This is a genomic window from Nostoc sp. (genome assembly GCF_036917615.1).
Lineage (GTDB): Bacteria > Cyanobacteriota > Cyanobacteriia > Cyanobacteriales > Nostocaceae > Nostoc.
The window spans coordinates 1-21,397 of sequence record NZ_JBALCZ010000012.1; the positions used below are offsets into that span (position 1 = coordinate 1).

Genomic DNA, 21,397 nt, shown 5'->3' on the forward strand with positions numbered 1-21,397 from the left:
AGATTTGAGATTTGAGATTTGAGATTTGAGATTTGAGATTTGAGATTTGAGATTTGAGATTTGAGATTTGAGATTTGAGATTTGAGATTTGAGATTTGAGATACACCCCGTCTACTATCCTATTTATTTTTAGTAACGGTTTAGCGAGATCAGACAGAGGGAACAGGGAAAAAATAATTTTTACTGCCCAATGCCCTATTTGGCCCATGCCCAATGACTAATGACCAATGACTAATGACCAATGACTAACAAAAAGTCATAAACTGAAAAATGCATCTAAATAACGCGTTAGAATCTTGACTAAATTACCTGTGCGGAAAATCGTTATTGCCGGCAACTGGAAAATGTTCAAAACCCAGGCAGAGACCCAGGAGTTTTTACAAGGATTTCTGCCCCACTTAGAGGAAACCCCCCAAGGGCGAGAAGTGATATTGTGCCCTCCGTTTACTAATTTAAGTGTTTTGTCCAAGAGTTTGCACGGTAGCCTCATCCATCTGGGGGCACAAAATGTCCACTGGGAAGAATTTGGAGCCTACACTGGTGAGATTTCTGCCCCAATGCTGACAGAAAATGGTGTGCGCTTTGTGATTGTCGGTCATAGCGAACGACGGCAATACTTTTGTGAAACGGACGCGACTGTTAATCTGCGCCTCCGAACTGCCCAAAGGTTTGGTTTGACCCCAATTTTATGTGTTGGCGAAACTAAAGAACAACGAGATGCGGGAGAAGCTGAATCAGTGATTACTCTCCAACTCGACAAAGGCTTGCTAGATATTGATCAGCAAAATTTGGTGATTGCCTACGAACCTATTTGGGCGATCGGTACTGGTGATACCTGTGAAGTAACGGAGGCGAATCGGATAATTGGCTTAATTCGGAGCAAGTTGAGTAATCCGAATGTATCAATTCAATATGGCGGCTCAGTCAAGCCAAATAATATTGATGAAATCATGGCTCAACCAGAAATTGATGGTGTTTTAGTGGGAGGAGCAAGTCTAGAACCTGAGAGTTTCGCTCGGATTGTGAATTTTCAGTCAGTGTGATGTGCCTTCTTCTCGTTCCCATGCAGAGCATGGGAATGCCTAATGTAGATTTATGCCAAGCAACTTGATAATTCGAGGACGCTGTTTCGAGTGGGGACAGCGGACTTATTTGATGGGCATTTTGAATGTGACGCCTGATAGCTTTAGTGATGGGGGTGAGTTTAACACTACCTCTGGCGCTTTAGTACAGGCGCAAGCACTGGTAGCTGCTGGTGCTGACATGATCGATGTGGGCGGTCAATCAACTCGACCAGGGGCAAAGCAAATAACTCTGGCGGAGGAACTTGACCGAGTACTATCAGTGTTACAGGTGCTAAGACCAGAAATTTCAGTACCGATTTCTGTAGATACAACCCGTGCTGCTGTAGCCAGGGCATCTGTAGAAGTTGGAGCGGATATTATTAATGATATTTCTGGCGGCACTTTTGACTTAGAAATGTTGCCAACAGTAGCAGAGTTAGATGTGCCGATAATTTTAATGCACATGCGTGGAACACCACAGACAATGCAACAACAAACTGATTATCAAGATTTGCTCAAAGAGATTTATAGTTTTTTGGCTCGGCAAATTGGGGTAGCAACTACTGCGGGCATTGATCTGGATAAAATTATTATTGATCCTGGTATTGGTTTTGCTAAGAACTATGAGCAAAATTTAGAAATTTTTCGCCGCTTGCGAGCGCTCATACCACTCAACTGTCCTATCTTAGTAGGAGCATCTCGTAAAAGTTTCATTGGTCGCATTTTAAATCAACCAGATCCAAAAGCAAGAGTTTGGGGAACGGCAGCAGCTTGTTGTGCTGCTATTTTTAATGGTGCTGATATTCTGCGAGTTCACGATGTTCAAGAAATGCGCGATGTGTCATTGGTAGCTGATACACTACTGAGAAAAGTCGTACAGCCTGAGTGTTAGGTATTACCATTTTCGGATTTTTTGCTGTGACCTTCTGTCATTATCGACTCGTTGATCAACTCATGAAACATTTCAGTTGAGTTGGCTGGGTCTACAAAGACAATTTTGGCATTACTGCTCTCACCAAGTTTTTGGCTAGCATCTACGTAATCTTGAGCTACAAGATACCGCAGAATGTCCCTACTATCTGGATTGGAACGCAGAGCTTGAGAAATGATTTGCACTGAAGCCATAGTTCCTTCTGCTTTTTTAATGGCAGCTTCCTTTTCCCCTTCTGCTTCGGTAATCAGCGCCCGTTTTTTGATTACAGCGGCTTGCTCCTCTTCCCTCGACCTTCGTACACTCTCAGGTAGGGTAATTCTCTGAAGGTCTAACCGGAGAATATCAACTCCCCAATCTGTGGTTATACTATTTAACTCGAATAACAGAGCTGAGTGCATCTCCATTCTAGAGACATTGGTCTGCTCCAGGGTGTTCTGGGCAATGATTTCCCGGAGCGTGGTTGTAGTTACCTGTGTCAGCGCCCCTTGCAGATCCTCAATAGCATAAAAGCTTTTCTCAATATCTTTGATGCGCCAGTACATAACAGCGTCAACTTCCACAGAAATATTATCTTGGGTGATCACATCCTGAGGTTTGATGTCTAAAATTTGCTCTCGTGTAGTATCTTCCATCACAACCTGATCTACCAAGGGAACAATAAAGTTCAGCCCTGGCTTAAGTTTCCGATGATACCGCCCCAGGCGTTCGACTAGGGCTTCATTACCTTGATTAATCAGTTTTGCAGAACCTAAGGCATAACCTATAAGGGCTAAAACTATAGCAATAATTGGCTCCATGTATGCTCCTATTCAGCTTTTGGGAGAATTTAGTGTCAAGGATATGCTACTAGCTTGTCATATCTTTGAGTTTAATGTTTTGAGTCTGTAATTTTATGAACGCCAGCAGCGATGTCTAATGTCTAGTCGCTGCGCGTCTTGTACATATTCTGTAAATAGGACTGTTTTGTAGAATGCGTAGAAGCTCTGCTTCTTGTCGTCAGACATCGCTATTAAAGCACCTTGATAAAACGCTGGCAAGGACTACTTTATGTAATCAACATTACTTGTACTGACATCTTCAGACAGCCTGAAATTTAATCCAGTATATTCACTTAATTTTTTTCTGATAGTGTAAAATTTAGTGGAATTTTAAAAACTCCACTATAATCGGATTTAAATTGGCTTCAGCCATTAAAAATGTAAAAATATTATGGGCAGAATGTTAATCAGACTTATAGGTTTAATTCTACTTTTTACAGGCTTATACTTTTTTGGTCAAAACATTATATTTGTTAGCGGCTACTATTCATATTTTTATAGTAGATTACCTGCTACAGCTTCCGTTTTCGCAATTATGATAGGTGTATTTGCATTAGTTTTTTTTCGTAGAGAAACTGGTAACTTGGGATGGATTTTTCTAGGCATTGGCATAGTACTAGTTTTTTTAAGCGGTGGAGTTATTTTAAAGCCAACTAGTTTATGGGATTTCATAATTGCTTTTGCAGCATTAGCATCTGGATATAAATTACTAAGTGAGGGCAGAATCAACTTTTAAAATCTGTAAATATAATCATATTTTTTCATCTATTTTAGTAGCTAATATTACATGATTTTCCAGTGAATAATACAGCCATAAAAATTTAGCATGATAATTTTCCCATCTTATCTATGGACTCTGAGAGTGCATTAGGGCACTTAGATTAACTTTTAGTTAAGTACCGATTTCACAAGGCAGAAGCACACATAACCCGCTTCAACCTGACGACTAGCCTCTTTATCATGACTTTAGTTCAGGGGGGTTTTATTAAGGTTGAGGCTACTATTACAATGGAAACTATTGATGATGAGGAACGCGTCTCGTAGAGAAACGTTAGCGAGTCTTCTCCCAAGGGGAGACGCCAAAGGCGATAGCGCAGCGTTAGCGAGTCATCGAGCGTCACGAGCGTCATAGCCCGTCGTAGACATCGCCATTATTCTTACAAAAATTAAACAAAGTATGCCGCACCCCCAATTAGGGTGTAGATGAGTCACTTTCTCTATGCACAGAGTACCTTAAGGGCTTTATCTTGATTGGATAGAGCAAGCTCAAATCGCTGCCCATCAATCAAAATAAGCGCCTTTAAACATCGGTTAGCTCCTTTCTTCTAGCTGATAGGGGAGTATTCATCCAACCCTAAGACTCAGAATTATTAATGGTGCGGCTATTACAAAGATTCATCGCCTTTTCTACTCCCTGCTTGAGGCTTAGTTCAATACACTCAACTACGAACTGAAGTACAAGAGACATTTGCTGATTTTCGGCAGCGGAAAATCGCCCCAGCACATGGGAGACAGCATCGGAATCATCGTTATTAGCTGCACCTTTGGGTTTACCAATACCGATTCGCAAACGGGGAAAGTTTTGGGTACTAAGATGTGCGATCGCACTTTTCATGCCGTTATGTCCCCCAGCCGAACCAGATAAGCGCAAACGAGTTTTTCCCAAGGGCAAATCCATATCGTCATAAATCACCAGCACTGATTCAGGCGGCAATTTATACCAACTTGTCACCGCTTGTATTGCTTGTCCTGAGCGATTCATATAAGTTAACGGCTTTAGCAAGCGAATCTTACCTCCACCTGGGGCCATACCCTCGCCATACTCACCCTGAAACTTGCGGTTTTCGGCTAAGGGAATACGCCAAGAACGGGAGAGATTTTCTACAGCAGCAAAGCCGATATTATGGCGTGTTTGGTCGTATTTAGCTTCTGGATTCCCCAACCCGACAATTAGCTGGGGAATCATCAAAGCTGGTTGTGTAACAGCTTCTGTCATTTTGCCTACAGTCAATTGATATGCAGCACTCTCCTAGTACAGAGCGGCGGAAATAAACCTACCATTTCATTACAGCCAAAAAGCCCAGAATTAAAGCCTTTTGACTTTTGACTTTTGACTTTTGGCTTCCGCCTTGCGGTACTAGCTAGATTGGGAAGAACTAGCGGTATCTTGCTCAGATTTAGCAGGGTGGATTTGCTTAGGTTCCAATTCAGCAGTAGTCTTTACAGCTTCTTCTAACTGTTCTGCTTCTTTTTGAAACTCGTTTTGAAAATCCTTGGAAGCTTCTTGAAAACTACGAATTGTTTTGCCCACACTCCGACCAATCTCTGGCAGCTTCTTTGGACCAAAGATTAACAATGCTACTACCATAATTACAGCCATTTCCGGCAGACCGATACCAAATATATTCATTTTTTGTCTCCTGTAAACTCTAAAACCACTACATAGACTCACATATTATTATGTAGTCTACTCAATAATCGCCTATCATAGAAAGCGATGCCTGCGGCGAGCTACGCTAACGCCCCACGAACGAGTGATGCCTTATGTCTCTGACAATTAAAGACTTAGAACAATTACAGTCACAAAATCCTGATTTTCGGATGGAGCTAGTAGAGGGAAACATCATCGTTATGGGGCCATCCGATTATGAGTCAGACGAAATTGGTTCTCGTCTGCTGACATTTTTGAATATATGGGTCATGCCTCGCAAACTGGGACGTGTTACTGGTTCTAGTGCTGGTTTTATCTTGCCCAGTATTGAAACAGATGAAACTGGAGGCGACCCAGAAAAAAGAAACCTACGCGCTCCAGATGTTTCTTTTGTTCGAGCAGAACGACTCAAGAAGACTCAGCGTGACTTTGTGCAGTTACTACCAGACCTGATAGTTGAGGTGAAATCTAAGAGCGATCGCCTCAAACCACTCCAAGAAAAGATTAAACTATTCCTACAACTTGGAGCTACAGTAGGTATTCTCATTGACCCTGACAAACTTTTAGTCACAGTTTATCGCTCTAACCTTGAACCAGTAGTTTTAAAAGATAACGACAAACTGACAATACCAGAATTACTTCCAGGTTGGGAATTAACAATAAAAGAACTGTGGCCACCTGAGTTTGAGTAAATTAAGTACTTAATGACATCAAATTGAAGTCGAGCAGCATTCGTGTTTGATAGCGCAAAATGTCTAGTTGAGTATTCAGATATTTTAATTGAATAAGTTTATCTTTAGCATATTTAGCTTGAGTTAATCCCTCTAATAAATCGTACAGTTGATTGCTTATCCTGTCGCCTAAAGTAAACTTATGAATTTTCGGCAATTTCTCAACAATTAAAACCTACCACTTAATACAATCATAAGTCTTTTGGATGACCGATAATTCTTTCATTGAAATTAAAAAATCTTAATATTTGTGCCAAAAAATTTGAGTCGCCTGATGGCGACAAAAAAGGAAAAAAGAACAAGAGCAGAGGGCAAAAGAGGAAAAGTATAAAGGACTACTGAAGAATCCTCCCAACCCCGCAGACAACACGAAAACCAAAATCGTAGCGGTGGCTGCCGCGCTCCGCCCAACCGTTGTTGTAGCGGGACGCGGAACGGCAGTACTCAGGAAAGTTGACCCAGGAACCGCCCCGCAGCACGGCATTTTCTTGTTTTTGATAAAGGTTATTATTATTGTCAAACCAAGCACTGCCATCTGTTGACGCACCTTCATAGTTATTGTGCCAATCGTCAAGACACCATTCCCATACGTTTCCGTGCATATCGTATAGTCCAAAAGTGTTAGCTACTTCAAAACTGCCCACTTCTGTTGTTTGCTCTCGATATGTTCCTATCACACCAGCATCGTAAGTATAGTTAGCATTGAAGTTGGCTAACTCTGATGTGATTGTTTCGCCAAAATGGAATGGTGTTGTTCCAGCTCTACAGGCATATTCCCATTCTGCTTCACTAGGAAGACGGTAGCTTTTGCCTGTGTGGTGGGAGAGGCGATCGCAAAATTCCACCGCTTCAAACCAAGATACTCTCTCAACTGGTCGATTTTCTCCTTTAAAATAGGATGGGTCAGGCCTTAGTTTGCAGTTTACTTGGGGGAGAGATGTGACTGCTTGCCATTGTGCTTGGGTGACTGGGTACTTGCCCATAAAAAAGGGTTGAACCTTTACTTCATGTTGAGGTTTTTCAAAGTCATATCCTTTCCCTTCGGGTGAACCCATCATGAATGTACCACCAGGGATGGCAACCATATCGAGCGTGATACCCAGTATGCCACTGGGAGAGGGGCTTTGTAGAGTTTCGGTGAAGTATTGGGCAAGTTTTGTTTCTCGTTCGATGATTTCACCGCTATGGTTGACGGTGACGGTTTTAAACTCAAGAGGCTTTAGCTCATCACTTTCTCGTCCCAAAGATTGAACATCTTTAAATACTTCTCTAGAAGAAAAAGCAGCGATCGCATTTCTCACTAAATCTTCTCCCACTCGATCCTGATTTCTTTGGGCTGCCTCTATTGCCAAATCCAATCTAACTAAAGGGTCTTGATTCGCTTCAATCCAACGCCAATAAGGACTTAATGAAGCTGTTATCCTAGCACTGCGACAGATTTTATCTGAACTCATTTCATGCTCATAACCCCATTCGATAAACAAAATTAAGTTTGAGTTTTCTTGCAGAAGCAACTCCTGTCCTTTCTTCTCATCTCTATTGCCAAAAAGCTTGAGAACTGTGTCGCAGAAATTGCCATTATAAAAATCCAAAACTTGAGGAGCAACATAGTCAATTCCTCTTCTTTGCTCCAATTTACTTTGTGCATAAGTACGGGCAGGTTCGGGTAAAGTTACTCTCCAATCAGATGAACTAGAAGACTTTTCTGCCATTGAAAACTTGAGCAATTCCATTAAAGCCTTATTTCCACTTCTGCCCCGAATAGCCATAGCTAAATCCCGACTCAACCCACTAGGAAAGAAAGCTAACAAAGGAAATATATCTTGTCCTTCTACCGATAACATTTCAAAGGAGCGCTCTAAAGTTATCCGCAGACTTCTTTCTTTTCTTTGTTCAGGAGAATAATCATCAAGAATTTCTAATGGTTCAATGTCCAACTCTTCACACAGCATCTTGAGAGTACATTGAGTTTCTGCCATATAAGATGCTGCTAGTTTAATGGGTAAAGGATAGCCATCAAGAAACTTTACTAAAAGATTAAAATCTGACGCCAAATCATCATTATCTCCCCATTCTGCTTCTAATGGAGCATACTTTTTAAATATCTGTCTCGTTTCTGAAGCTCCCATGCTGTAAACTTCTTGTTGACGGCAATCAATATCCCTGACTAAAGAATCACGACAAGTTAACAATAGTCTTAAATTAGGGCACTGTTCTAAAAGCGAGTTCAAAAGTTTAATTAGTTCATTGGATTCTTTCTCAATCAATTTATCCAAGTCATCGAGAATCAAAAACAATCGACTATTTCTTAACTCTTTCTCTAAGGCAAAGCTCCTTAATTCAAGACTCTGTTGAACTTTGATAATTAGCGTTCCTACAGAATCAGTATCGCGCAAACTAATAAACCAAACTCCATCCTTATAGCGATCGCGCTCATGTAACCATTGAGCAATGGCATAAGCTAAGGCAGTTTTACCTATTCCTCCCATACCATGAAGGGCAATACAACGTTTATCCGATACCAGTTCTTTAATTACCTGATGTATTTCTTGCCTGCGTCCTACAAAGTTTGGATCTTTACGGGGAATATTAGTATTTAACCACTGGGGATAGATAATCTGGTGAGAATCGGCTGGTTCGATAATCAGCGATTGATTATGGTCAGTTTGGGGTAGCAATCGAAATTTGAAGGCTTCATCGAAATTAACTCCTTGCTGAAAAGTCTGAGAGTTAAACAGTTTTATTAATTTATCATCAAGTTTAACTGCATTACGACTCAATAAAAAACTATTCGCAACTGAAACCTGATTGAATAATGCCTGATAAAGTCGTCGAGAAAAACATCGGGCTGCAACATCTAGAATTTTATCTTCAGCGTTAACCGCAATTACATGAGACACTCCTGCTTTTATAAAAGCTTGAGCTAACTTTTCGGAATGACAGGCATTCAATAATGCTAATTGACAAGGTGGCTGATTTTGATTTGATAAGGCGATCGCCAGTTCTTCTTCACTAAAAGAACGAGTAATTCCCACTTCATCTTCTAACACCAAAGCTGTACTATCCCGATCTCTCATTCCATGACCAATAAAATGAATAATCAGTGGTTTGACACGATGAGACAACACATCTTGTAGAGTCTGTGAGGTGGCTACTTTAACCACTATTTCCACTGCTATAGGGTGAGATATATCCTCTAACACTAAAGCAATGGCATCAATTTCTTCCTGAAGCGATAAATTCTCTACTGGCAATAATTCTTCAGTCAGCAGAGGGGCTGAAAACAAGATCAGAATTTGATTACTGAACGAATTATCTTGTTTAGTAACTTTTTCTACCCCTGGACTTAGGGGAACTTTTTCAGCTACTTTTGAGACAGCCATTCTTCTATTTCTTGATCAGTGGCGGTGCTTAAGTCAAGAGAGGGACGTACTGGGTGTTCTAACGTGCCTTTTGGTTCTATCCCTTTTTCTCGCAATTTTCGCCGCCAATTATTGATCGCTTTAGCTACTTTGATACTGTACTCTATCAAATTGGCTGTTGCTGCTATCCCTCCAACTACTGTAGCCACAAAAACTATGTCATCTGCACCTACTATCCGGCTTGGTGACTTTTGCACCTTGATTGAACTCATCCCCAGCAATGTTTCTAAAGACTCTATTTCATCTGGGGGCAGTTGGGATGAAATCACTATGCTACAAAGAGGAATTTCGCTCATTTACACCTCTAAAAGTTTTATTTTTTGATCAATATTTGCAGTTCGTATTTAAAAGCTACATTAACTTTTAATCCTGTTTGACTAAGTAATACTTGGTGATATTGTAGTACGACATTTTTTCTTTTAGCAGATGTTTCGCTTCTACCCCGCTTGTGTCACTCTGGGGAGAATAAAAATAAACGTAGTTGGGTTGAACGAACGCGAACAGTGTCTGGTAGGGAAGTTAAACCCAACGAACTCTTGAGAATGTTGGGTTTCGTTCCTCAACCCAACCTACACCCGCTGAGTTATTGTCCAGTAGCAAATCACAACTCACAAAAAAACCCGGAAGAACCGGGTGTAACTTAACTTGTTATCCAAACTTGATAGCTGTGTATCCGTTAGCGTGCTAAAGTGCGCCAATCGACAAATACATCCTGAACCAACAGTGATTTATTGTAAAGTTGCAGAATAATCAGCAGAAACACGAAAAATAGCAAAATAAAAACAGCCATCACAGGGGTAGTACCCCAACCTGGAGCCACTTTCCCATACTCAGAGTTAAGTGGTTTCAGGATATCTCCCAACCTAGTCCTTTGTGCCATAGTTCACCTAAGATTACTTGCCAAAGCTTTTTTTAATCTTCTGTAATATTCTATAAGAATAGCACTCATAATCTATCCCTCAATTATGGAACCCGCAATAGTTCTTAGCATTTCTATGGCTGCCGTGGTGATTGTCATCACCGGACTGTCGATTTATACCTCCTTTGGCCCTCCTAGCAAGCAATTAAACGATCCTTTTGATGACCATGAAGATTAAAAGAGTCATTAGTCATTAGTTATTAGTCACTTGTACTGAGCGTTCGCGTAGCGTCTCGTAGAGAAGCCGTTGGCACACTTGTGCTGAGCGTAGCCGAAGTAGCCTCTCGTAGAGAAGTATTAATCATTGGTCTGTGGAAAACCACAACTGATCACTGACACAGCAATAGTGACTCATCCAAGTCTGGGATTAATCGCTGGTATATACCTTGAAACTGGCGATTTTCCAAGGCTGTATCGTCAATATTTGTTGCAAAAATGAGAATTCAGTAGTAGAAGAACGCTCTAACAAATCTACTGTATCTCCTAGATTCAACCCTAAATCACTTTGCAAAGATAACTCGGCTGCTTCTCCGTGACATTCATAACACCGCAAAATTAACTGTTGTGGGTCATCTTCAGATGGCTTCAAGGCCATCAAGATTAAATTTTCAGCTGATAAATCTAGGAAGCTGACTCCAAGCCCCTCCTGACCTTTCACGGGATCTGGAAAACCTCTCTCCAAACCTCTCTCCTGCAAGGAGAGAGGCTTTGAATTCCCCCCCTTCCGTGCTAAGGAAGGGGGCTGGGGGGTTAGGTTTCGCTTCTTCTTTTCCACATCACCTGAATTGTCAGCCAAACCCTCTTTGCTAGAGGGGGGAGAATTTTCCGGTTGGTTTTGATTAACGGGATTGAATATCACTTGCAATGGGATATTCAATTCATAGCCACGCCGTACTGTATGGGCTGATTCCCAGCTACCGGCATGAGGATACAAGGCATAGGTGAACTCGTGAAAACCTCGGTCAGCCTCTGAGTCTGGCCAATTAGGACTGCGTAGCAGTGTCAGGCGGAGTTGATTTGGTTTGCTGTCATAACCGTATTTACAATCATTCAGCAAACTGACACCATAACGATTTTGGATTGCGGTATTTCTCTGTGTATCTTCTACTGTCAAATCAGCCCAACGCAAAGCGGGAACTTCCCATTTTGCTTGTTCTGCGGGAGTTTGTGGTTTAGTTGAACGGCGAATCGCACCACAGGGAATTTCATAGGTAGCAAAGTCTGCTTCGATATTCACAGGAAAAGCAGCTTTCACTAATACATGATTTTCTTGCCAATTAACGGTAGTAGCTATGTTTAGCAGAGGTGAACCAGCTTGCAAAATATAGTCTTGGCAAAATTCCGATTCACCCAACTGACGTACCACGCGCACACGACTTTGCACTGGCCCTTGTTCTAACCACTGAAGAGATTGAAGATTTGTTGCGGGTAAGGGATGTTGAGCATAATTGGGGTCAATATTCCAAGCATCCCAATATTGACCACTGTCTTTAAAAGCTTGTAGTTGATTCCCCGCCCCACTCAAAACTTCTCGTTGATAAGTTTTGTCAAAAACACTTGATAAATCTCCGGTGTCAGGATCTATAACAACTCGTAGGAATTCATTTTCTAAAATCCAGTCTGGGAGGAGTGGGGGAAATGTAGCTTTAGCTTCCCGCAGGTTAGGGGATGAAGGAGATGAGGGGGAAAGCCAAAATATGCGGTAGCCTACGGATGGAATTTCGGTGGCGAGAAATAGTAGTGTTGATGGTTCAGATAATTGGCAGATAAGCTGCTTTCCAGAAGCATCGTAAATCTGCCATTCTTGGGTAGCTGTTGCTGTCGTGGGTAAGGCTACAGAGACTACCTCAGAACGCTGCCAATTGAGAGAATTGAAAACGAAAATAGGCAAACTATCGGGTTTTGGTGGTTCTGATCGGGTAATGTGAGATGCGATCACTAAAAGTGATTCCTGTAATATCTTCGTTCCTACTTGTTCGACTTGCTGCCATTGAGGCAACGCATCCAGATAAACTTGGGTAATTGAAGAACCAGGTAAAATATCGTGAAACTGTTGAAATAATACCTGCTTCCAAGCTGCTTCGATTTCTGCTTTGGGATATATTACACCACAGCTTACGGTTGCCAAGGTAGCAAATAATTCAGCTTCATACAATAAATTTTCACAACGACGATTCCAACGTTTTTGATCTGCGTGGGTAGTATAGCAACCGCGATGGAATTCGAGGTATAGTTCGTCATTCCAGATGGGGCTTTGGATTTTGGATTTTGGACTTCGGCTTACTTCGACTTCGCTCAGTACAAGTCGCTCAGTCGAACGATTTTGGACTTCGGCTTCGCTCACTCGAACGATTTTGGATTGTGAAGTTAACTGACTACTAATCTCCTGTAAATACTTTTCAGCCGTCGTAAATTCTAAGTCGGGGAAAAAAGGCGACTTTTGCCAGCGTTGGGCGGTTTCTAACATATCACGGGTGGGGCCGCCGCCGTGGTCGCCGACACCGGGAAGCCACAGAGATTCTGCTAAACCAGTTTGGGTTTGCCATTCAAGAGCGTAGGATGCCATTTTAACTGGGTCAATGCTTTCACCAACAAGTGCAGACATCAAACTAAAGACTTCGCACCCGTCAGGCGATCGCCACCAAAAAGCCCCATAATCAAATTTAGTAGTATCATTCCAGCGTAACTTCTGCGTGACAAAATACTCAATTCCGGCATTAGCGAAAAACTGCGGTAAAGTTGCACAGAAACCAAAAGAATCTGGAACCCACACCACAGTTGAAAGCTTGCCAAATTTTGACTGGATGTAGCGCTGACCATACAATAGCTGACGGACGATTGATTCACCAGCAATTAGGTTGAGTTCCGGTTCCACCCACATCCCGCCAACAACTTCCCAACGTCCAGCGGCTACCTGTGCTTGAATCGCCTCAAACAAATCCGGGCGATGTTCCTCAACCCAAGCATAAAGTACGGGAGTAGAATGACAGAAAATTAACTCAGGAAAATCTTCTAGCAACTTCAGAACCGACTCAAAAGTGTTTTGCGCCGCATTCCAAGTTTCATTCACAGGCCATAGCCATGCTAAATCTAAGTGAGCATGACCTAACAGGAAAATTTTAGATTTTTGATCCCCCCAACCCTCCTTGAAAAGTGGGGCTAAGATATCGGATTGAATTAAGTTTTGGCGTAGGGACAAAAACGATCTTACCAACCCTCCCTTCTCTTCCTCCGTGTCCTGGGCGCCTCTGCGGTTAGTTACCTCCCTTACCATCTCTACCAAAACATCCAACTTCTGTGGCGCAAACTTTTCCAAATAAAGTTGCACCACAGCTAACTCATCAGCCACAAAACCCGGATCGGGATTATTATCAACAGTAGACTCATAAACTAGGAGCGATCGCACTAAAGCACCATCACAATGTCCCGGACTGACTAACCGCAAAGCCACAATAAACTCTTCTTTTGGCGTCACCCCTTGACTGAGAAGCACTCTCGGCGAACAATCAAATAAATCACCCTCCAGTACTAACTCCCCATTCACATAAATCTCAGCAGAATCTGCCCACCAAACCAGCGCCAGCCGCAAAGATAACCCAGCTAAGGGATAACCTTGTAAATCTTGGGGAACCACCAATCTTTGCACTAGCCATAGCACTTTTTTCTTGCCTGTCCAAGCAATATGTTCTTTAGTATTCAACTCGACAGGTTGCCAATCAGACAAATCAGCAGTTACAACATCTGTAATAATCAGGTCAGATTCCTGGTATAGCCAGGTAGACTGAAGATTAATTTGACAAAAAGAGCGCAGTTGCTTAATTACTTGTGAGATGAATTTGGTCTGGGATTGAGAGACAGTCGGGGTCATATTTTCGCTAAGATGAGGTCACTTACGATAATTAACAGTTAGTCGTTTTTATTGTGTGGCGGGAGTCTCACAACTCAACAAGACTTGAACTAAATAATTACTACTATGTCTTCTGGTTCCTCTGGTCGTTATCAAAGCAGACTATTTAACTTTGTCCACCAGCAATCTCGGCGGGTGACACAACAGTGGGAACACACCTTCCGGCATTTGCAAGTTGCCACTAAGTGGGGTGTGGAGGTACTACTTTACCCAGTGTATCTACTGTTTCAGTCATCTGAATCATCTGGTAAAATGCTACACACCAAAGAACCACAAACTAGACTAAAGTTACAACCAAATGATACCGATTTCCAGACCGAAACTCTGCCAAATGTTGATAGCCCCATTCAATATGTACTAGAAGCAGTCAATTATCTGTCATCAGATGAACCCGCTTCTACTCCTGCAAAAACATCTGAACCTTTCAATCCCTTGGCTTTCTTGGGAGTTTTTTGGCTGAAATTTCTTGATAATAACTCGACAAATAAGGCTAATCTTACTCAATCATCAAATATTATAGAGAATCAAGCCGGAAGTCTCAACCCTTCACAGTTAGAGAATGCTCTCAAGCAGTATCTTCCACGAGTGCGGGGAATTGCCACAAATTTGATGAATCGTAATTTAGTACTTGTTAGTGCCGATAATGAAATTCTAGATATTTTAACACCTCAACAGCAGGCCAAATTAGAATACAGAATTATTAACGAAGTTGCTAATTACTGGCAGTTTTCTCTACGATCCGCTGCGCGTACCCCTACGGGGAAGCAAGCTACGCGTAGCGTTCCGTTGGCGCAGCCTCTCGCAGAGAAGGAAAGGCGGTTGATCGAAGCTAAAAAGGAAACGGAGTTACTACCACAAATTGATAGTTTATTAGCAAAACTCACTGGCGAAAATACAGCCAATATTCCAGTTTTAGCTGAAGGAATACCAAAAAATTTACCTAATACAGATAGATTCTTAGCATTTTTAGATATAGCCGTTGCTAAGTTAGAGTCAAATGCTTTAGTACCTGTGCAAGAACGTAGCCAGGAAATTGTCCAAGTTGCCCAAACTCAGTTAAATATATTTCTTTATGGCAAAGAGCAATTAGCTGCTAGGGGAGAAATTGCAGCCACTGCTGATGGTTTGGAAACTCATACATTGAATCTTCAGGCTTTGATTGAGGCGGCGCTTAATTACTTTTTTGGTATTGGTAATATAAAAACACTTAAGCCAACAACCAGTGATCAGCGATTGCCAGGTAAACTATTATCATCACCTCCTAGAAAAGCCTTGTCCAAAAGCCGTCAGTTGGAGAACCAGGATTTTACAGATGATCCTTGGCTAACGTGGAGTGATTTATTTGGTGACACCGAAATAGTTGCTGACAAGCCAGTTCCACTTTCTCAAAGGAAAAATCCTGCTTTAGCCTCAAGTTTATCAGTAAGAGATTTTCCAAAAAAGAATTTAACTGTACAACAACCTAAAGTCGGTTCTGGCTTGGTGCAAAGGAAACAACCAACTAGTAATCTCGCCTCAAGTCAAAAAACATCTGGAAAAGTCGCCTCTGCAAAACAAACCCAAGCCCGCATTTCCCAAACTAAAAGCGAGAGTCGTAAAGGGGAAATTTTGCAACAGCAGTTTCATCAAAGCAGTCAAGTTGAGGCACAGCCGGACTGGATAGAAACTAAAGCAACTTCAACAGGCTATGATAAGCACCCCTTAGAGCAACTTCTGGAATGGCTTGATTATGTTATGGTCTGGCTAGAAGAAAGATTTGTAAATATTTTTCAGTCGTTGCGGCAACTATGGCAGAGGAAATAATAGTAATTCGTAATACTCGCCTCTGGGGAGAAGCAAGCTACGTAATTCGTAATTAAGATTCGTCAGATTTAATCTGGGTTTCCAGGTTTACATCTGTAGGCTGATTTTGTTTTGATAACACCCTCTTTGAATTCATGAACTAATCATAATTATTGAGGTAATATTATCAACCAACCTACGGTTAGAAGCCTGGTAATTATCTGATCGATACTTTAAATACGTGAAGATCACTCAATTCCCTGTAATTACTCCATAGCTAAAAGCTATTTTTACTACAATATATATTGACATGATTAGTAGCTTGCTGAGAAAATGCTGAGGATAGAGTATCCGGGAGCCTATCATGAAATTCAGAGTGACCTCAATTACCGCGAGGTACTGGCTGATTTGGAGGATTGAGATATTGCGACGCGATCGCAATATCTCAATCTTAAGCAAGAATGGCTATCGGTTCCCAAAATGACTTGCATTGAGCAAAAGAGATGCGAAGTGCTATTCTTTGCAGATCACAACCTATACCGCAAGCGTGATAGTAGAGCGCTAATTCCGATTAAACAACCACTCATGCTACCTTATCGAATTCAATATAGAGGTGCTTCAGTCCCCGCATCAGTATATTCGGTAAGTACTGGTAACCGGATTGCGCCAAGCGGATGTTCTTAAGCCGTAGCAACAATCGCCCATAGGCAATCTGCATTTCCTTACGAGCAAGCATAGCGCCTAAACAAAAATGAATCCCATGACCAAAAGATAGGTGATTGCTGGCATTATGGCGGCGCACATCGAAATGCTCACCCTCAAGAAATTTTATGGGGTCGCGGTTAGCAGCATCGAAGCGAAGCATGACCAAAGACCCAGCTTCAAGAGCAACGTCTCCTAGTTTTGTATCTTGCATCACAACTCGCCACATTCCCGCTGTCGGACTTTCCATTCGTAGAACTTCTTCAACCAAGTTCTCTATCTGGGAAATATCTGTTTGTACCAACTTTATCTGCTCTTTATTGTTTGTCAGCAACAACATCCCACCCGCGAGCGCACTGGTAACAGTCTCATTGCCTGCCACTAATATTTGCTGAATTATACTCAGCAGTTCAGCAGTATCGAGCGATCGCTCTTTTGCCACTTTTGCCTGTACCAAATCAGTGATCAAATCATCTTGAGGCTGTTTTTGGCGGGAGTTTATGACATCATTAAAATAATGCTGGAAAGCAACAACATCTTTAGCACACTCGATCTCCTGCTCTCTAGAAAGTGTGTGGCCTAGACGTGCAATAAAAGCATCAGACCATTGCTTCAACTTCGGCATATCTGCTTGCGGCACACCTAACTGTTGAGCAATAACTTTGATCGGTAAGGGTACGGCAAACTCACTGACGAATTCACACTTGCTGCGATCAATGAAACTGTCAATGAGTTCATCAACAATCTGCTCAATCAAGTCAGACATTTTGTTGACACGCTCTAAGGTGAATGCCTTATTCACCAGCGATCGAAATCGCTCGTGTTCTGGCGGATCTGCCGTGAGCAGGGTGTTCATCTGAGGCCAGCCTTGACCCGAAATTTTCTGCAACTCATCATCATGTTCTTCTTGGCCAGCCAGTAAAGTAGAGAAATTGCTAGAGAATACTCTTGTATCCTTAAGAATTTCTCTCACTAAGTCATAGCGGGTAACGAGAAAGAGTTTTGTTCCCGTTCTGGGACTCGGTAGCTCCATAATTGGTGCTTGCTCCTGTGCCAGCTTGTAGAATTCATAAGGACACACAAGCACTTCCGGGTCAAAGAAGTTGTAGTCCGATAGATGCTTCATGCTTCTAATGGTGGTCAGTGATGGTTTGCTTTGAGTCATTGTGCAGTCAACATCATCTTAACAAGTTACTCACCGTTCGCTCATTTTTAAGGGATGAGAGGTAACTATGTCTTGCACAAAAAGACTGGGCGTTGGATACCAGTTGTCAGATTAAGGCTCAACGTAATTAGTCTATCAATAATCTTCGGGCATAGAAAGCGATCGCACCTTCAAATGTAGAGTCAATTATTTGTATTATCCAAAAAATATGTTGCTGATGATAGAGAGTTTTTTCCAGCAAAAATAGGCTCTCCCTTTACTCCTCCACGGGTAAGAGTACAAATCTTATAAAGGTTTTCACACTCAAAGATTGCCAGAACTAGCTCTTTCCCAGTTTGGTAAGAGGATGGTAAAGGTTTCCCTACCTCGCATTCCATATCAATTTCGTTGTCACGCCACTGTAACTTCCAAATACGCTTTTCGGTTATTGGTGCTTTGACAGACTGAGCGATGGCACTATACACCTGCTCTGCTTTAACATCATCCTTAGCTGCTGGCACAAAAAACTTCATAGGCTTTGATGATTACAAGTAACGTGAGTTTAACTAGCACAAGCGTAACGCAGTTACCAAGGCAATCTGTTCCCATTCCATGAGAAAAACTGTCCACTATCGCCTTCTTGAAGCTGTTCGATCACAGCCAATAATTGGGTAACAGTGCGTTCCACTGAAAATAATTGTTCCGCAGCTACATTTGTCTGGAAAGGACGGGAAAGGCGCGTATCAGTTGTACCAGGATGCAATGTCACTATTAATGCTTTCGGACAACTTCTTTTATACTCAATTGCCGCAGTTCGCATCAACATATTGAGTGCTGCTTTAGAAGCGCGATAGCCATACCATCCACCAAGTTGGTTATCGCCAATACTACCCAATTTAGCAGAAATAGTGGCAAACACGCTGCGTTCTCCATGACGAAACAGAGGCAATAAATGTTTAGCTAACAAGACAGCACCAATACTATTTATCTGAAAGTAGCGCAGCAAATTTTCTGAATTGATCTGTCTTAAGCTTTTTTCAGGTTGTAAAGTATCTTCATGCAACAGTCCTACACAGTTGACTACCAAATGTAGTTTATCAACTTGAGCAGATATTTTTTGAACAGCTTCAACAATCTGCAACTCGTCAGTAATATCCATCGCCAGACAAATTAATCGCTGAGAATGTTCGCTTGCAAGAGCTATTAAATCGGAGGCTGATTCCGGTTGACGATAAGTTGCATAAACTTTGGCTATTCTGTCATCTTGTAGCAATTTTTTCAGAAAACCTAAACCAATACCTTGGCTAGCTCCCACAATCAATGCGTTAATAGGATTGATATCATCGATAAAAGACATATGAATTTAGGATTGAATAATAGTAAAAGTTAATAAAAATTAGGACAAATGTTGGGTTGCTCTTTGCTTAACCCAACCTACACAAATTAGCCAAATTAGAGTATTGATGGTTTATTTACCAATACAAAACTTGCTAAAAATCCTATCTAAAACTGATTCTGTAACTTCTTCTCCAGTAATTTCTCCTAGTGCTTGAATCGCACCGCGTAAGTCAATAGTCCAAAAATCCAAAGGTAACTGCTGGACAATTGTTGCTTGTACTTGTTCCAAAGAAATTTTAGCTTGAGTTAAGGCTGCTGCTTGCCTTTTATTAATGGCAAAATCCATCTCAGCAGCTTGGACTTTTCCAGATTGAATTATCTCTAAAATTGCTGTTTCTAAAGCATCAATACCTTGATTTTTGGCTGCTGCTGTGACAATTTTAGATTTTGGGTCGCACCTTTGGTGCGCTTCCAGCGCAACTGGGATTTGGGATTGAAGAATTTTTATTTCGCTTTCTTCTACTAAGTCGATTTTGTTAATCACTAAAATCAACGGACGGTGTTGTATCTGTTCGTAAATTTCTCGATCGCCTTCTGTCCAACCTGCTGAAGCATCGATGGTAAGCAAAACTAAATCAGCTGCATTAGCGGCACGACGCGATCGCTCGACGCCAATTTTTTCTACTTGGTCTGTTGTTTCCCTAATTCCCGCTGTATCTAGCACTTGTACGGGAATTCCGCCGACAACTAACTGGGATTCCACCACATCGCGGGTTGTACCGGGTAAGTCAGTCACAATCGCGCGATCGCTCCGGCTCCAAGCATTCAATAAGCTGGACTTCCCCACATTCGGACGTCCAACAATTGCCACTTTTAAACCAGTGCGTAGCAACTCACCTTTGTCTTTGGTTTCTATTAACCTAGTGATTTCTGCGGCAATTTTCTCGATTTCTGATATGATTACTTTATCATCCAACTGAGTCAGGTCTTCCTCAAAATCAATTCGAGCCTCAATTTCTGCCAAAATATCCAAACAGTTGGCGCGTAACTGCCGGATCGGATGAGCTAATTTTCCCTGCAAACCAGCTAAAGCAGTTTGGGCAGCTTGGGGCGATCGCGCTCCCACTAAATCAGCAATACCTTCAGCTTGAGTCAGATCCAATCGTCCATTTAAAAAGGCGCGGAGAGTAAATTCTCCCGGTTGCGCTAACCTGGCACCATTTTCCAAACACAGTTGTAACACCTGCTGCACTGCCATAATTCCCCCGTGGCAATGGAATTCCACTACATCTTCACGGGTGTAAGAACGGGGTGCTTTCATGATCAACAACAGCGCTTCATCCACCAGTTGTTGCGTCTGGGGATGGCGAATGTAACCGTAGAGAATTCGGTGACTTTCCCAAACTTGCCGCCCTGGTGCGTCAAAGAGAGTTTGGGCTAGAGCCATTGCTTGGGAACCCGACACCCGCACAATCCCAACGCTACCCTGTTGGGGGACAACAGCAGTGGCGATCGCAGCGATGGTTCCAGTAGTGGCAAAAACTTCTGACATGAGCGCCCTTGATAAAAGTGAGGAGTGAGAAGTTAGGAATGAGGAGTTAGGAGTAAAAATCGTAACTCATAACTCATAACTTTTTAAATGGTAGGTATTTAGAACTAATGAGATGGCAACTGGCAAGGTAAAATTTATTTTGGAGGGTAATGCCTGATAGTAAAAAGTTAAGAGTCAAGAGTTAGAGGTTAAAATAATAACTCACAACTTATAACTTATAACTTATAACTCATAACTTTTAGAGAGAGGAATTTACTGTGGAGCAAAAAATTAACTGCGCCCAAGCCTGCGTTAACGGTTGTGTTTTAGGGGATAAATGCCCCAATATCGAGTTTAGAGAGACCGCTGCAAAATTTATTGAAGAGACTCCCTTAGACAAAATGTTGGAATTGGCACAAGAACGTCTGCGGAAAAAAATGACGGAACCGCCAAAATGGGTTTTTCCTAAAGATTTATAGCATTCGTGTTAACAGGCACGAGGAAGACAGCGCAAAGGTTAAATAGTGTTTGGATCTATATTTAATTCTCGCAGTTTTGCCGCCAAGCGATCGCTGCTTTGATGAGAACCTCACAACCAAGTTTCAATTACCAACATATGCTTTGGTTTTTGTGGAACGGTTACTATACTCTGTTAAATTAAAATTATTGTTAGT

18 protein-coding genes and 1 pseudogene are annotated in these 21,397 nt (G+C 41.9%); 7 read left to right on the top strand and 12 right to left on the bottom strand.

Features of this window, described 5'->3' with window-relative positions:
- Window positions 1-311: 311 nt before the first annotated feature.
- Window positions 312-1,043: a triose-phosphate isomerase gene (gene tpiA / locus V7K85_RS02495; RefSeq protein ID WP_334811232.1), complete on the top strand. Its 732-nt coding sequence runs from the start codon at window positions 312-314 to the stop codon at window positions 1,041-1,043.
- Between the two features lie 52 nt (window positions 1,044-1,095).
- Window positions 1,096-1,956, top strand: coding sequence for a dihydropteroate synthase (gene folP, locus V7K85_RS02500; RefSeq protein ID WP_334811093.1), 861 nt, complete (start codon window positions 1,096-1,098; stop codon window positions 1,954-1,956).
- Here the strand turns inward: folP and V7K85_RS02505 are convergent.
- Entirely contained in the window at window positions 1,953-2,795 is an 843-nt protein-coding gene (locus V7K85_RS02505; RefSeq protein WP_334811094.1) for an SPFH domain-containing protein, read from the bottom strand. The two genes, folP and V7K85_RS02505, sit on opposite strands and share 4 nt — an antisense overlap.
- 412 nt (window positions 2,796-3,207) lie before the next feature.
- Here V7K85_RS02505 and V7K85_RS02510 point away from each other — a divergent pair, with 412 nt between their 5' ends.
- On the top strand, window positions 3,208-3,552 hold the full coding sequence (locus V7K85_RS02510; RefSeq protein WP_334811095.1) for a hypothetical protein: 345 nt from the start codon (window positions 3,208-3,210) through the stop codon (window positions 3,550-3,552).
- 618 nt (window positions 3,553-4,170) lie between these two features.
- Here V7K85_RS02510 and pth read toward each other — a convergent pair.
- Window positions 4,171-4,812, bottom strand: coding sequence for an aminoacyl-tRNA hydrolase (gene pth, locus V7K85_RS02515; RefSeq protein WP_334811096.1), 642 nt, complete (start codon window positions 4,810-4,812; stop codon window positions 4,171-4,173).
- A gap of 141 nt (window positions 4,813-4,953) precedes the next feature.
- The gene (locus V7K85_RS02520; RefSeq protein ID WP_334811097.1) at window positions 4,954-5,226 is read right to left on the bottom strand and encodes a TatA/E family twin arginine-targeting protein translocase; all 273 of its coding nucleotides are present in this window, start codon (window positions 5,224-5,226) and stop codon (window positions 4,954-4,956) included.
- Window positions 5,227-5,360: 134 nt separating this feature from the next.
- Here V7K85_RS02520 and V7K85_RS02525 point away from each other — a divergent pair, with 134 nt between their 5' ends.
- Window positions 5,361-5,939 (top strand): Uma2 family endonuclease, encoded by a 579-nt coding sequence (locus tag V7K85_RS02525; RefSeq protein ID WP_334811098.1) that lies wholly within the window; start codon window positions 5,361-5,363, stop codon window positions 5,937-5,939.
- Between the two features lie 10 nt (window positions 5,940-5,949).
- On the opposite strand, the pseudogene V7K85_RS02530 reads toward V7K85_RS02525, so the two are convergent.
- From V7K85_RS02530 to psbH, 4 genes and pseudogenes are all read right to left on the bottom strand, one after another.
- Window positions 5,950-6,147: pseudogene (locus V7K85_RS02530) on the bottom strand (diversity-generating retroelement protein Avd); the annotation flags it as partial.
- Window positions 6,148-6,313: 166 nt separating this feature from the next.
- Window positions 6,314-9,361: an SUMF1/EgtB/PvdO family nonheme iron enzyme gene (locus V7K85_RS02535; protein WP_334811099.1), complete on the bottom strand. Its 3,048-nt coding sequence runs from the start codon at window positions 9,359-9,361 to the stop codon at window positions 6,314-6,316.
- Window positions 9,343-9,696, bottom strand: a complete 354-nt coding sequence (locus tag V7K85_RS02540) for a hypothetical protein (RefSeq protein ID WP_334811100.1) — start codon at window positions 9,694-9,696, stop codon at window positions 9,343-9,345. The genes V7K85_RS02535 and V7K85_RS02540 overlap by 19 nt, the downstream gene beginning before the upstream one ends.
- A gap of 380 nt (window positions 9,697-10,076) precedes the next feature.
- Window positions 10,077-10,280 carry a photosystem II reaction center phosphoprotein PsbH gene (psbH, locus tag V7K85_RS02545; protein ID WP_334811101.1) on the bottom strand — a complete coding sequence of 68 codons (204 nt, stop codon included), beginning with the start codon at window positions 10,278-10,280 and terminating at the stop codon, window positions 10,077-10,079.
- An 85-nt stretch (window positions 10,281-10,365) separates the two neighbouring features.
- On the opposite strand from psbH, the gene psbN reads away from it, so the two are divergent.
- Window positions 10,366-10,497 (top strand): photosystem II reaction center protein PsbN, encoded by a 132-nt coding sequence (gene psbN / locus V7K85_RS02550; protein WP_334811102.1) that lies wholly within the window; start codon window positions 10,366-10,368, stop codon window positions 10,495-10,497.
- A gap of 189 nt (window positions 10,498-10,686) precedes the next feature.
- On the opposite strand, the gene V7K85_RS02555 is transcribed toward psbN, so the two are convergent.
- Window positions 10,687-14,187: an alpha-mannosidase gene (locus tag V7K85_RS02555; protein WP_334811103.1), complete on the bottom strand. Its 3,501-nt coding sequence runs from the start codon at window positions 14,185-14,187 to the stop codon at window positions 10,687-10,689.
- A 105-nt stretch (window positions 14,188-14,292) separates the two neighbouring features.
- Here V7K85_RS02555 and V7K85_RS02560 point away from each other — a divergent pair, with 105 nt between their 5' ends.
- Entirely contained in the window at window positions 14,293-16,029 is a 1,737-nt protein-coding gene (locus V7K85_RS02560; RefSeq protein ID WP_334811104.1) for a hypothetical protein, read from the top strand.
- A 562-nt stretch (window positions 16,030-16,591) separates the two neighbouring features.
- Here the strand turns inward: V7K85_RS02560 and V7K85_RS02565 are convergent.
- From V7K85_RS02565 to mnmE, 4 genes are all read right to left on the bottom strand, one after another.
- Window positions 16,592-17,875, bottom strand: a complete 1,284-nt coding sequence (locus V7K85_RS02565) for a cytochrome P450 (protein ID WP_334811106.1) — start codon at window positions 17,873-17,875, stop codon at window positions 16,592-16,594.
- 182 nt (window positions 17,876-18,057) lie between these two features.
- Window positions 18,058-18,387, bottom strand: coding sequence for a hypothetical protein (locus tag V7K85_RS02570; protein ID WP_334811107.1), 330 nt, complete (start codon window positions 18,385-18,387; stop codon window positions 18,058-18,060).
- Between the two features lie 53 nt (window positions 18,388-18,440).
- Window positions 18,441-19,211 (bottom strand): SDR family NAD(P)-dependent oxidoreductase, encoded by a 771-nt coding sequence (locus V7K85_RS02575; RefSeq protein ID WP_334811108.1) that lies wholly within the window; start codon window positions 19,209-19,211, stop codon window positions 18,441-18,443.
- A gap of 111 nt (window positions 19,212-19,322) precedes the next feature.
- The gene (gene mnmE, locus V7K85_RS02580; RefSeq protein WP_334811109.1) at window positions 19,323-20,744 is read right to left on the bottom strand and encodes a tRNA uridine-5-carboxymethylaminomethyl(34) synthesis GTPase MnmE; all 1,422 of its coding nucleotides are present in this window, start codon (window positions 20,742-20,744) and stop codon (window positions 19,323-19,325) included.
- A gap of 257 nt (window positions 20,745-21,001) precedes the next feature.
- On the opposite strand from mnmE, the gene V7K85_RS02585 reads away from it, so the two are divergent.
- Complete coding sequence (locus V7K85_RS02585; RefSeq protein ID WP_334811110.1) at window positions 21,002-21,202, top strand: hypothetical protein; 201 nt, start codon at window positions 21,002-21,004, stop codon at window positions 21,200-21,202.
- The last annotated feature ends 195 nt before the right edge of the window (window positions 21,203-21,397 follow it).